We start from the raw sequence: 12,803 nt of genomic DNA on the forward strand, positions 1-12,803 counted from the left end.
GGCCACGGACGAACCCGGAATCCCCGGGCAGAGGGTCCGGGGTCACCCCCGGGCAGACATCGCGGGTCAGCAGGGAAGCTGACCAAGGTCAGCGACCAGGCTCACCCACCACGTCACCGGTGTCGAGCCGAGGCAACGACGAGGAGGCGCGGGCACCGGAATCCTGTACCAGGACGGACCAGAGAGCTCCAGCCAGACCGGCGGGGCGAGCACGCGCCGCGGCGCGGCGGGTGCAGCCATCAGACTATCCAGACGGAGACACCTCGGCAACAACCTGGGGTTGCGCAGGCTTCCCGATGTGGGTTCCCCGTACTTCCACGGTACTCGCAGTTCGCCGCTACGCAACGGCCGTCACCTAACGTCACCGAGATCACGGTGCAAACCGCAAAATTGGGGCACAACCTCCCCCTAGAGGACAGGGCGCGCTCAGCGGCGTGTCATCACCCGGACACCGTCCCGGTCGACGGCCAGCGGGAGGACGGCGAATCCCGGCGCTGAGACGCCGACCGCGGCGGCCGCCTGCTCGCCACCGACCGCGAGCGCCAGCACGGTCGGACCGGAACCGGACAGGACCGCCGCCACTCCGGCGGCACGCAGCCGGTCCACGAGAGCGGCGGATTCCGGAACCGCCGGCRGCCGGTAAGGCTGGTGCAGTCGGTCCTCGGTGGCCGCGAGCAACAGCCGGGCCCGGGCTGCCCGGACGTCCGCGGCGTCGGCACCGCCCGCGCCGGGTGTCCCGCCCGCCAGGGCGGCCGCGGTGAGATCGGTCTGGGTGAGCGCGAGCGCGAGAAGGCCCGCGCGGCCGGTCGAGAACGCCGCGTCGGCGTGGGCGAGCCGATCCGGCAGGCGACCGCGCGAGTCGGCCGTGGAGGTACGCACCGAAGGCACGAAGGCGACCGGGCGCAGGTCCGCGACCGGCTCGGCCCGGTGCGCGACGGGACCCGCCGGCCCGGTCCAGGCCACGGTGAGACCGCCGAACAAGGCGGCGGCGACGTTGTCGGAATGTCCCTCGATCGCCGTCGCCACCCGCAGCGCGGCCGTGCGGTCGAACCCGGCCGTGTCCACGGCCGGGCCGCCGGGCCCACTGGGACGCGCGGCACCGGCCCGGCGAGGGCCGGCCGCGCCGCCGCCAGCCGCGCCGCCACCGGAGACGCCGCCGCCGGAGACGCCGTCGAGGTAGGCGGCGGTGTCGAGAACGCACGCGGCGGCCACGCCCGCGACGATCGCCGCGGCGGACGAGCCGAGCCCGCGCCCGTGCGGCACCCGGTTGACGCAGCGCACCGTGAGCCCCGGCTGCGGACGGCCCAGCTCGTCGAAGGCGGCCCGGATCGCCCGTACGACCAGGTTGTCCTCACCCCTCGACACGTTCTCGGCACCTTCGACGGTCACCGAGAGCCCTTCGGGGCGCAGCGTCACCTCGACGTCGTCGTAGAAACCAAGCGCGAGCCCGAACGCGTCAAAGCCCGGTCCGAGGTTGGCGCTGGTCGCCGGCACCCGGACCAGGACGCCGGCCACGGGCACGCCGGCAGCCGGCACGCCGCCGGCCGGCGCCGGCGCGCGAGCCGGCCCGGTGCCGGGGCCCACGCCGACGCGGCCCCCGGCACCGGAGGCACCGGAGGCACCGACGGTGGGCAGGGTCACGACCGCCGTAGCCCGAGCGCCTCAGCGGCGCCGGCGACCGTCGGGCGGATCGTCTCCGGCTTGGCCGCGCCGCTGATCGCCCAGTCCGGGTCCTTCAGGCCGTTGCCGGTCACGGTGCAGACGATCCGCTGGCCGGGGTCGACCTTCCCCTCCGCGTGCGCGGCGAGCAGGCCGGCCACGCTCGCCGCGCTCGACGGCTCGACGAACACGCCTTCCTTGCGGGCGAGCAGCCTGTAGGCCGCCAGAATCTGGCGGTCGTTGACCGCGTCGATCAGTCCGCCGGAAGCGTCCCTGGCCTCGACGGCGAACTGCCAGGACGCCGGGTTGCCGATCCGGATGGCCGTCGCGATCGTCTGCGGGGAGGTGACGACGCTGCCACGCACGATCGGCGCCGCGCCCGCGGCCTGGAAGCCGAACATCCGCGGCCGACCGGTGCCCTCGACCGCGTCCGCCTCGAGGTAGCCGCGCCAGTAGGCCGTGATGTTGCCGGCGTTGCCCACCGGCAGGCAGTGGATGTCCGGAGCCAGGCCAAGCGCCTCGACGATCTCGAACGACGCGGTCTTCTGGCCCTCCAGCCGGTACGGGTTGACCGAGTTGACCAGCGTTACCGGATAGGTGTCGGCCAGCTCGCGCGCCACGCGCAGGCAGTCGTCGAAGGAGCCGTCCAGCTGCAGCAGCCGCGCGCCGTGCACCAGCGCCTGCGCCATCTTGCCGAGCGCGATCTTGCCGCTGGGCACGAGCACCGCGCAGACGAGGCCGGCGCGGGCCGCGTAGGCGGCGGCCGAGGCGCTGGTGTTACCGGTCGAGGCGCAGATGACGGCCCTGGAGCCCTCGCCGACGGCCGCGCTGATCGCCACGGTCATGCCGCGGTCCTTGAACGAGCCGGTCGGGTTGGCGCCCTCGACCTTCAGGTGGACCTCGCAGCCGGTCACCTCGGACAGGTGCGCCGCGGGGACGAGCGGCGTGCCGCCCTCCAGCAGGGTCACCACCGGAGTGCCGGCGTCCAGCGGCAGCCGGTCGCGGTACTCCTCGATGATTCCCCGCCACCCGCGGTGGGCGACATGGGCTCGGCCGCCCGCGCCGCCGAGCGGCGGCGAGCCCGGCGCGGCCCCCAGGTCGGGGCCCCCGTCCGCACCCGCCACCCCGGCCGGGCCGGGCTGTCCGCCGGCCTCGGCCGGCGGCCGCGCCGATGACGTGGTCGTGGTCGTGGTGATCATGGCTCACCTCCCTCGACCCGCAGCACCCCGGCCACCGCGCGCACGATGTCCAGGCCGCGCAGGTCCTCAACAGTCGCCGCCAGCGCCGCGTCCGCGGCGGGATGCGACACCAGCACCAGGCTGGCATCGTCTCCTCGACCGTCCTGGCGCACGCTGCGGATGGACACGCCATGCCTGGCGAACGCGCCGGCGACGGTCGCCAGCACGCCAGTCTTGTCGGTCACGTCCAGGTTGACGTGGTAGCTGGTGGTGGTCTCGCCCATCGGCAGGACCGGGAGCTGGGCGTAGGCCGACTCCCCGGGCCCGCGCCGCCCGGCGACGCGGTTGCGGGCGACCGCGACGAGGTCGCCGAGCACCGCCGAGGCGGTCGGCGAGCCACCAGCGCCGCGGCCGTAGAACATCAGCTGCCCCGCGGCCTCCGCCTCGATGAACACCGCGTTGAACGCCTCGCGCACCGCGGCCAGCGGGTGCGAGCGGGGCACCATCGCCGGGTGCACCCGCACGMTCACCCCCGGGCGTTCCGAGGAGCGCTCGGCGATCGCGAGGGCCTTGACGGTGCAGCCCATCGCGCGGGCGCTGGCGATGTCGGCCGCGGTGACCGAGCCGATGCCCTCGCGGTACACGTCGTCGAGCGTCACCCGGGTGTGGAACGCCAGCTGGGCGAGGATCGCGGCCTTGGCCGCCGCGTCATAGCCGTCGATGTCCGCGCTTGGGTCGGCCTCGGCGTAGCCGAGCGCGCCCGCCTCCTCCAGCGCCTCTGTGAACGACGCGCCGGTCTCGTCCATCCGGGTGAGGATGTAGTTCGTGGTGCCGTTGACGATGCCGAGCACGCGGCGCACCCGGTCGCCGGCCAGGCTCTCGCGCAGGGGGCGCAGCAGCGGGATCGCGCCAGCGACCGCGGCCTCGTAGTACAGGTCGACGTCGGCCGCCGCGGCGGCGTCGTGCAGCGTCGACCCGTCGGAGGCGAGCAGCGCCTTGTTCGCGCTGACGACGGACTTGCCGGAGTTCAGCGCGCCGAGCAGCCAGCTGCGCACGGGCTCGATGCCCCCGACCACCTCGACGACGATGTCCACGTCGTCGCGGGCGACCAGGCCCGCGGCGTCGGTCGTGAACAGCGAGGCGTCGACGGGTACGTCCCGCTCGCGGCCGGCCCGGCGGACCGCGATGCCCACGAGCTCCAGCGGCTCGCCGACCCTCGCGGTCATGTCGGCGGCCTGCTCGTGCAGCAGCCGGACGACCTCGGAGCCGACCACGCCGCAGCCCAGCAGTGCGACTCTCATCGCCCGGCCTCCCCAGGTTTCGAGCCCTCGCCCGCGGCGCCGTCGACGTCATCGACGTCATCGACATCGAGGCGCAGCAGGTCGTCCTCGGTCTCGCGGCGGACGATCACCCGCGCCGCGCCGGCGCGCACCGCGACCACCGGCGGGCGGCCCACGTGGTTGTAGTTGCTGGCCATCGAGCGGTGGTACGCGCCGGTGGCCGGGACGGCGACGAGATCACCGGGGGCGACGTCGGCCGGCAGCGGCACGTCGTGCGCCACCACGTCCCCGGACTCGCAGTGCCGGCCGACCAGTGTCACCACGTGGTGCTCGGCCGAGCCCGGCCGGGAGACCAGGCGGGCCGTGTAACGCGCGTCGTAGAGCGCGGTGCGGATGTTGTCGCTCATCCCGCCGTCGACGCTGACGTAGGTGCGAAGCCCGGGCAGCTCCTTGACGGTCCCCACGCGGTACAGCGTGACCGTGGTCGGCCCGACCATCGCCCGGCCGGGTTCCACGGCCAGCCGCGGCACCGCCAGCCCCGCGCCGGCGCACTCCTTGCCGACGATCGTGTGCAGCCGGTCGGCGACCTCCTCGACGGCCAGCGGGGCGTCCTCGCCGGTGTAGGCGATGCCGAGGCCGCCGCCGAGGTCCAGCTCCGGCAGCTCGACGCCGTGCTCGTCACGCACGGTGACGAGCAGGCCGACCATCCGGTGCGCGGCCAGCCCGAAGCCGGCCGTGTCGAAGATCTGCGAGCCGATGTGGGCGTGCAGGCCGACCAGTTCCAGGGCGTCAGCCGCCCCCAGCACCTGGCCGACCGCGGCCGTCGCGGCGCCGCTGGCCAGCGAGAACCCGAACTTCTGGTCCTCCTGGCCGGTGGCGATGTACTCGTGGGTGTGGGCCTCGACGCCCGGGGTCACGCGGATGAGCACACGCTGACGGATGCCGGCGGCGCGGGCGATCCCGGCGAGCCGGTCGATCTCGACGAACGAGTCGAGGACGATCCTGCCGACGCCGTGGGCGACGGCCCGGCTCAGCTCCTCGACGGACTTGTTGTTGCCGTGGAAGAGCAGCCGCTCCGGCGGGAAGCCCACCGAGGCCGCGACCGCCAGCTCGCCGCCGGTGCAGACGTCGAGGCTCAGGCCCTCCTGCGCCACCCAGCGGGCCACCGCCCGGCACAGGAACGCCTTTCCCGCGTAGTAGACGTCGCCATCCGGGAAGCCGGCCCGCCAGGCCCGGGCCCGGGCGCGGAAGTCGTCCTCGTCGAGGAGGAACGTCGGCGTGCCGAACCGGTCGGCCAGTTCGTCCACGCGCAGCCCGCCGAGCCGCAGCACCCCGTCGTCGTCGAGCGTGGCCGTCGCCGGCCATACCTGCTCCTCCAGAGGCGCCCCCACCGAGGGACGCGCGATGGCGGAGCCTCGCGCGGCCGGAGGCCCATCAGATGGCATCGCGGGCACGGCTGCGCCAGCGGGGGGTCGCGACATCGAGCTCACACTCACATTCGTTGCGGGGCGGAGACGCCGAGCATCCGCAGCCCGTTCGCGAGGACGACCCTCGTCGCCTCGACCAGCAGCAGCCGGGCACCGGTCAGCGGCGTCGGCTCCTCGTCCCCCTGCGGGAGTACCCGACAGGCGTCGTAGAAACGGTGGTAGGCCCCGGCCAGCTCCTCCAGGTACCGGGCCAGCCGGTGCGGCGCGCGCAACGTGGCCGTCGAGGTGACCACACCCGGCAGCTCCCCCAGCGCCCGCAGCAGGTCCCCCTCCCGCGGGTGGCTCAGCAGCGCGACCTCCACGGCCTCCAGGACCGCGGCGGCCTCCGGCGCCGTCGCGCCGCCGCGCGCCGCCGGGATTCCCAGCTGGGCCGCGTTGCGCAGCAGCCGGCAGGCCTCGGCGTGCGCGTATCGCACGTCGAAGGCCGGGTTCTCGGGGATCTGCCGGGCGGCCACGCCCAGGTCCAGGTCGAGCGGCACGTCCAGCGGCGAGCGCACCAGCAGGTACCGCGCGGCCTCGCTCCCCACGATGCCAGCGAGATCCGCCAGCGCCGCCACGGCGACGGGACCGGCGGGAGGCGCGGGGACGACGTCGAAGCCGGCGGCGGCGAGCAACCGAGCGAGAGCGTCCGCGACCACCGCCCGCCGCGCCAGAGCCAGCGGCGACCGCTCCCCCGAGCCGGCGGCGAGCACGGCATCCACCTGGACACCCCAGTGCCCGCCGGCACGGCCGTAGGCGTCACCCTCCCGCACGATCACGCGAGCCAGCTCACCGAGCGCGGCCGGCGCCAGGCGGATGTTGAGAAATCCCGGATCGGCCACCTCGACCTCGGCGATCCCGGAGCCCCGGCACAGCCGGGCGGCCAGCAGATCCGCCACCTCGCGCGCCGGGCGCCGGGCGGCCCTGGCGAGCTCCAGCGCCGCGGCCGAGGCGTAGTCGCCGTGTTCCGGGTTCCTCGGGCGCCGCACCGGGACCGTCGCCGGGATCGCGACATCGATCGCACCGTCCGCGACCACGTCGCGGACGGCCGACACGATCGCGTCTGCGACGTCGGCGGGGGTCATGCCGCGATGCTATCGGCGCGTCCGGACAGTCGGCGTGACCAAGGAGGCCGGCAAGATCACATCGGCACCCTCGGGCGACCGGCCGATGACCGGTCGCCGATGCCAGATCGGACACCAGGCTGCCGGACGGTGCAGGCCACGCCAGCCGCCAGCCGGCGCGTCAGACCGGCTGGCCGGCCGCGAGCCGCTGGATCACACCGATCAGCTCATCGGGATCGAACGGCTTCGTGAGGTAGCAGTCGACGCCGACGCGGGCGCCACGGCGCAGGTCCGCCTCCTGAGCGCGAGCCGTGAGCACGACCACCTTGATGCCCGCCGTCGCCGGGTCGTCACGCAGCCGGCTCGCGACCTCCCAGCCATCCACCTTCGGCATCATGATGTCCAAGGTGATCACCGCCGGGTCGATCTCACGGATCCGTTCCAGGCAGTCCGCCCCATCCACCGCGGTGTGGACCTCGAACCCCTCCAGCTCCAGATTCACGACCACGAGCTGGCGGATCACCGGGTCGTCGTCGACGACCAGGACACGCAAAGGTTCGAAGTGCACGCCGGAAGCTTACGGCGCGCCCGCTTCCCGGTCCGCCGTTCGGACCTGGTACGGTATGCCTCGTTGCCAAGGCGATCCGGGCAACCGCGCACGGGGTCCAGCACCCCGTCCAGACGGCCGGTCCGCCCCCGTAGCTCAGGGGATAGAGCACTGCCCTCCGGAGGCAGGTGCGCAGGTTCGAATCCTGCCGGGGGCACACGATCGGGGTTGCCTGTTCGCGAACCCTCCGGGTTTGCTCCCGGACTCCCGCGCCATTTCGCTCCGGGGCCGAGCCCCGGACCCCACGCCACGTGGTGGATTGCCTGTTCGCGAACCCTCCGGGTTTACTCCCGGACTCCCGCGCCATTTCGCTCCGGGGCCGAGCCCCGGACCCCACGCCATGTGGTGGATTGCCTGTTCGCGAACCCTTCGGGTTTACTCCCGGACTCCCGCGCCATTTTGCTCCGGGGCCGAGCCCCGGACCCCACGCCACGTGGTGGATGCTGTACGAGCCTCCCCGAGGGACGGGTGCGAAAGTCCAGGTCGTAAGCGCGATTTAGCGGCGGCCTGGTTGCCGGTCTAGATCTTGATCACGGTTACATATACCTGTGGTCAGTCTGGCTGGACCTTTACCTGGCGGACGAGGACATCCCGATACCGGGCACGGACAAGACCGCCGGCTTCGCGTTTCTCCGGAGCGCGACGTTTCTCGCCGAGGTCGCGGTACGTCGCCGGCCCGCTCCGACGGGCGCCACGGACGGTGGTTGCTGAGCGGCAGGCACCCGGATCGGTCCGGGTGCCTGCCGCGCCGGCGACGGGCTCCGTGTCACATCCGCTCGGGCGCCGTGATGCCGAGTAGGGACAGGCCGTGGGCGAGGGTGCGGGCCGTCAGCTGGCAGAGGGCCAGCCGGTTGGAACGGACCGGCTCCTCGGCGTCGAGGACGCGGCAGGACTCGTAGAAAGTGGTGTAGTCCCGCGCGAGCTCGTACAGGTACCCGGACAGGCGGTGGGGCTCGAGGGTCGTGCTGACCTCGTTCAGCGTGGCGCTGTAACCGTCGAGCCGGAGAATCAGGGCTCGTTCCGCGGGTTCAAGGGCCACACCTGGGTCGACGGTCACCTCGGGGTCGCCCGCCCGCCGCAGGATCGACCGGATCCGGGCGTGCGCGTACTGCAGGTAGACGCCGGTGTTCCCGTTGAACGCGACCATGCGGTCGGGGTCGAAGACATAGTCCTTGAGCCGCGACGTCGACAGGTCGGCGTATTTGACCGCGCCGATGCCGGCCAGCTCGGCGATCTGGTCGAGGTCGGCGGCCGCCAGCTCCGGGTTCTTCTCCGCGACGACGGCGCGGGCACGCGCGACCGCCTCGTCGAGAAGGTCCATCAGCCGGACGGTGCCGCCCGCCCTGGTCTTGAACGGCCGGCCGTCCTTGCCGAGCACGGTGCCGAAGGGGACGTGCTCGGCGTCGACGGCGTCGGTGAGCCAGCCCATCCTGCGGGCGGCCTCGAAAATCATCCTGAAGTGCAGCGCCTGCCGGGAGTCGGTGACGTACAGCAGCCGGGTCGCCTTGAGGTCGTGAATGCGGTGCCGGATCGTCGCCAGGTCGGTGGTGTCATAGCCGTAGCCGCCGTCCCGCTTGCGGACCATCAGCGGCACCGGGCTGTCGTCGGGGCCGACGACCTCCTCGGAGAAGATCACCAGGGCGCCGTCGCTCTCCACCGCCAGCCCGGCCTTCACCAGCTCGTCGATGGTCTCCCCGAGCAGGGAGTTGTAGAACGACTCACCGACCGAGTCCTCGGGCCGCAGCAGGACGCCGAGGCGGTCGTAGATGACCCGGAAGGCCTTCTCGGACTCGGCGACGATCTCCCTCCACTTGGCCAGGGTCGCCGGGTCGCCGGACTGAAGATCGACCACCCGCTGGCGAGACCGGTCGGCGAAGGCCGGCTCCGCGTCGAACTCCTTGCGGSCGGACTTGTACAGCTCGTCCAGGGCCGACACGGACGAGGTGCCGGCGGACAGCTCGTCCTGGTGCMAGGCGGCCTCGGGATGCTCGTCGAGGTACTGGATCAGCATCCCGAACTGGGTGCCCCAGTCCCCGAGATGGTTCTGCCGGACGACCTCGGCCCCCAGGAAACCCAGGACCCGGGCGAGGCTGTCGCCGATGATCGTCGTCCGCAGATGGCCGACATGCATCTCCTTGGCGATGTTCGGCCCGGAGTAGTCGACAACGGTCCGCCGGCCGTCGTCCGGCAGGCCGACTCCCAGGCGAGAGCTCGCGAGCCGCGCCGCCACCTGCCCCCAGACCACCGCGTCGGGGACCCTGATGTTCAGGAAGCCGGGACCGGACACCTCGACCGTGCCGATCGGCCCGTCACCCAGGGCCGCGACCAGCTCGGCGGCGAGGTCCGCCGGCCTGACCCGCGCCCGCTTGGCGAGAGCCAGCGCGGCATTCGCCTGGAAGTCCGCGTGCTCCGACCGCCGTACCACGGGGTCCGCTCCCGCGAGCTCGGGGCGCGCTCGGCCGATCGCCCCGGACACAGCGCCGGCGACCTGGCTGAGCAGCGGCAGCACCTCGTGGTTGCTCACAGCGACTCTCCTCCTTCGTCGTCCACCATTCTTCCAGGCGCGCCAACTGGGTTTCGGCTGGTCACACCACCGGTCCAGCGCCGCTCGCCGGTCCCGCCGGTCCCGCCGGAACCGGCCGTTGTTCCGTTTCCGGCAGGCCTGGATGCGAGCGTCGCCCCGCTGACGGAACCGAACAGCCTGAGCGTCTCGATGAGGAAACGCCCCGTTGGGACGCCGAGAAGCCGCAGGGCGGGGCGGTGGTTGACGGCCACCACCGTGGCGGAGGAGATGGCCAGCGCCCACCAGGCGGCGGCGAGCCGACGCGCGCCGGCGGGGGCAGGCTGGCGAGATCCAGGCGCAGCCGGTGGATGTGGAACGGGACGTGCGCCTCCTCGTCCGCGAGGATGCGCGCGGCGACCTCGCGGGTCAGCTGGTCGTCCGTGCCGTCGCGGATGGCCTGGTAGTAGCGCAGCGCGCACACCTCGGCGACGGCCAGCACCATCACCTCACGCGGCAGGCCGGCACGCCAGCGCAGCGACCGGAAGGCGGCGTCACTCCAGTGCGCCGCGATGGCCGGCCGGTCGCCGGCGGCGAGCAGCCGGCCGAGCAGCCGCGCGTGGTCGCGCTCCTCGTCGACGAACAGCCGCGCGGCCGCGAGGTAGTCCGCACCCGCGCGCGTGGCGGCGCGGATCATCCCGTCGCCGTCGCCGCCCTCGCCGACCTGGAACCTGGCGAGGCTCGCCGCCAGCGCCGCCGGGATCTCGGCGCCCTGGTTCCAGTCCGGGTCACGCCGGTGCCTGTTGGCCTCGAACCGGCACCGCCAGCGGTCGAAACCCTGGGCCGCGTCGTCGGGCATGAGGCAAGGCTGACGGCGAATTGCCGTCAAGGCCAGAAATGTCCGTCTGCTGACGCCGTTGTCGTCTCGTCGCCCGCGGTGGAGCCGGGTTGGGCGGGACCGTTCCCGGGCCGGCCGCCCCTTCCCTCGAACGGCGATGCGAGTCACACTGTGGATATTGTATATGTTCCTTCGGTACCGATGTGGTGACGCCTTGGCGTCGCGCCAGGTCAACCGCCTCGAAGTGGAGAATCCGGAATGCTGGACTCGAAAATCGTCGGCGGCCTGGTGGTGGACGGCACGGGGGCGGCGCCGTTCCGCGCCGACATCGGCGTCAAGGACGGGCGGATTGTCGACATACGCCGGTCCGACGGTTTATCCAGCGGAATCGGGACCGAGGCCGCCGAGACTCTCGACGCGACCGGCAGGTACGTCCTTCCGGGGTTCGTCGACATCCACACCCACTACGACGGGCAGGTCACCTGGGACTCGCTGCTTGAACCGTCCAGTTCGCATGGGGTCACGACCGTGGTGTCCGGCAACTGTGGCGTCGGCTTCGCGCCGGTGACCCCGGGCCGCGAGCCGTGGCTGATCGAACTGATGGAGGGCGTCGAGGACATTCCGGGCACGGCGCTCACCGAGGGGATGACCTGGGGCTGGGAGTCCTTCCCCGGCTACCTCGACCGGATCGCCGAACGCGAGCTTGCCGTCGACTTCGGCGTCCAGGTCGGGCATGGGCCCGTCCGGGCCTACGTCATGGGCGACCGCGGCGCCCACAACGAGGCGGCGACCGGCGACGACATCGCCGCGATGGCCCGTCTCGTCCAGGAGGCGGTCGAGGCTGGCGCGCTTGGTTTCTCCACGTCGCGGACGGTCGCGCACCGGGCGATGAACGGCGAGCCCGTTCCGGGGACCTACGCCGCCGAGGACGAGCTGTTCGGGCTGGGCCGGGCGATGGCGCACGGCGGGCGGGCCGTCTTCGAGCTGGCGCCGACCGGCTCCGCCGGTGAGGATCTCGTCGCGCCGGCACGCGAGCTCGACTGGATGCGCCGGCTCGCCCAGGAGATCGACCGCCCCGTCTCCTACGCCCTGCTCCAGGTCGACGCCGCGCCAACCCTGTGGCGTGAGCTGATGGAGACCTCCGCCGCCGCGTTCGAGGCGGGATCGCCGCTGTACCCGCAGATCGCGGCCCGTCCGTTCGGGATGCTCATCGGCTTCGCCGGCCACCACGCCTTCACCCACCGGCCGTCGTTCCGCGCTCTCGCGCGCCTGTCCCCGGCGGAGCGCGGCTTCGAACTGGCGAAGCCCGCGGTCAGGAAGGCGATCCTCTCCGAGGAGGACCTGCCCGTCGACCGGACGAGGCAGTTCGACGGCATGAAGGACATGATCGCCTTCAGCCTGGACCGGCTCTACGCGATGGGCGACCCGCCCGACTATGAACCGACCCGTGAGCGGACGGTCGCCGCGATCGCCGGGCGGCGCGGCGTCAGCGGCCTTGAGGCTCTCTACGACCTGATGCTGGAACAGGCCGCCGGCACCGATCACCCGGCGACGTCGATGCTGATGATCCCGTTCTTCAACTACGCCGACGCCAGCCACGACGTGATCCGCGAGATGCTCACGCACCCGGCCGGCGTGTCCGGTCTGTCCGACGCCGGCGCCCACTGCGGCATGATCTGCGACGCCTCCTATCCGACGTTCCTGCTCACCCACTGGGTCCGCGACCGCCACCGCGGCGAGCGGCTGGCGCTGGAGCACGTCGTGAAGAAGCAGACCGCCGACACCGCCGCCCTGTTCGGCCTCGGCGACCGCGGCGTCCTCGCCCCGGGCAAGCGGGCCGACCTCAACGTCGTCGACCTCGACCGTCTCACCCTGCACACCCCGCGGATGGCCTACGACCTGCCCGCGGGCGGCCGCCGCCTCGTCCAGGACGCCTCCGGCTACGCCGTCACCATGGTCGCCGGCACTGTCACCCGCCGGGACGGCGTCGACACCGGTGCCCGCCCGGGCCGCCTGGTCCGCGGCGCCCGCTGACCAGGCGGCCCGGGCCGGGAGTGTCCGGAAGGGCGAGAGCCCGCGCGAAACCCGCCGCGTGGGCGCGTCGAGGCAGGTGGAACGGGAATCCGGATCCGGATCTGGACCCCCACTCCACCTGCCTCAAGGACCCCTGATCACCCCGGCGCCGCCGGGCGCCGCCGGGCGCGCGGGGTG

Annotated in this window: 9 protein-coding genes and 1 tRNA gene; 2 read left to right on the forward strand and 8 right to left on the reverse strand. The window is 73.1% G+C overall.

The genetic code is table 11. The features are described from left to right. Positions 1-426 precede the first annotated feature (426 nt). The 6 genes from BL253_RS20565 to BL253_RS20590 all read right to left on the reverse strand — a co-directional run bounded on the left by BL253_RS20565 (position 427) and on the right by BL253_RS20590 (position 7,215). Positions 427-1,641, reverse strand: coding sequence for a homoserine kinase (locus tag BL253_RS20565; RefSeq protein ID WP_076818755.1), 1,215 nt, complete (start codon positions 1,639-1,641; stop codon positions 427-429). After that, positions 1,638-2,858, reverse strand: coding sequence for a threonine synthase (gene thrC, locus BL253_RS20570; RefSeq protein WP_076818756.1), 1,221 nt, complete (start codon positions 2,856-2,858; stop codon positions 1,638-1,640). The genes BL253_RS20565 and thrC overlap by 4 nt, the downstream gene beginning before the upstream one ends. After that, positions 2,855-4,138, reverse strand: coding sequence for a homoserine dehydrogenase (locus BL253_RS20575; RefSeq protein ID WP_076818757.1), 1,284 nt, complete (start codon positions 4,136-4,138; stop codon positions 2,855-2,857). The genes thrC and BL253_RS20575 overlap by 4 nt, the downstream gene beginning before the upstream one ends. Further along, positions 4,135-5,508, reverse strand: a complete 1,374-nt coding sequence (gene lysA, locus BL253_RS20580) for a diaminopimelate decarboxylase (protein WP_476644117.1) — start codon at positions 5,506-5,508, stop codon at positions 4,135-4,137. Before lysA ends, BL253_RS20575 begins: the two co-directional genes overlap by 4 nt. Positions 5,509-5,609: 101 nt before the next feature. Then, positions 5,610-6,668, reverse strand: a complete 1,059-nt coding sequence (locus BL253_RS20585; protein WP_076818758.1) for a DALR anticodon-binding domain-containing protein — start codon at positions 6,666-6,668, stop codon at positions 5,610-5,612. Positions 6,669-6,828: 160 nt separating this feature from the next. Continuing rightward, a complete protein-coding gene (locus BL253_RS20590; RefSeq protein WP_076818759.1) occupies positions 6,829-7,215 on the reverse strand; it encodes a response regulator transcription factor in 387 nt (128 codons plus the stop codon). A gap of 124 nt (positions 7,216-7,339) precedes the next feature. On the opposite strand from BL253_RS20590, the gene BL253_RS20595 reads away from it, so the two are divergent. Further along, a tRNA-Arg gene (locus BL253_RS20595) sits at positions 7,340-7,411 on the forward strand. A 609-nt stretch (positions 7,412-8,020) separates the two neighbouring features. On the opposite strand, the gene argS is transcribed toward BL253_RS20595, so the two are convergent. Then, positions 8,021-9,778, reverse strand: a complete 1,758-nt coding sequence (gene argS, locus BL253_RS20600; protein ID WP_076818760.1) for an arginine--tRNA ligase — start codon at positions 9,776-9,778, stop codon at positions 8,021-8,023. 61 nt (positions 9,779-9,839) lie between these two features. Continuing rightward, positions 9,840-10,613 (reverse strand): ferritin-like domain-containing protein, encoded by a 774-nt coding sequence (locus BL253_RS20605; protein ID WP_076818761.1) that lies wholly within the window; start codon positions 10,611-10,613, stop codon positions 9,840-9,842. 237 nt (positions 10,614-10,850) lie between these two features. Here BL253_RS20605 and BL253_RS20610 point away from each other — a divergent pair, with 237 nt between their 5' ends. Then, positions 10,851-12,626 carry an N-acyl-D-amino-acid deacylase family protein gene (locus tag BL253_RS20610; RefSeq protein WP_076818762.1) on the forward strand — a complete coding sequence of 592 codons (1,776 nt, stop codon included), beginning with the start codon at positions 10,851-10,853 and terminating at the stop codon, positions 12,624-12,626. The last annotated feature ends 177 nt before the right edge of the window (positions 12,627-12,803 follow it).

Source organism: Pseudofrankia asymbiotica (genome assembly GCF_001983105.1).
Lineage (GTDB): Bacteria > Actinomycetota > Actinomycetes > Frankiales > Frankiaceae > Pseudofrankia > Pseudofrankia asymbiotica.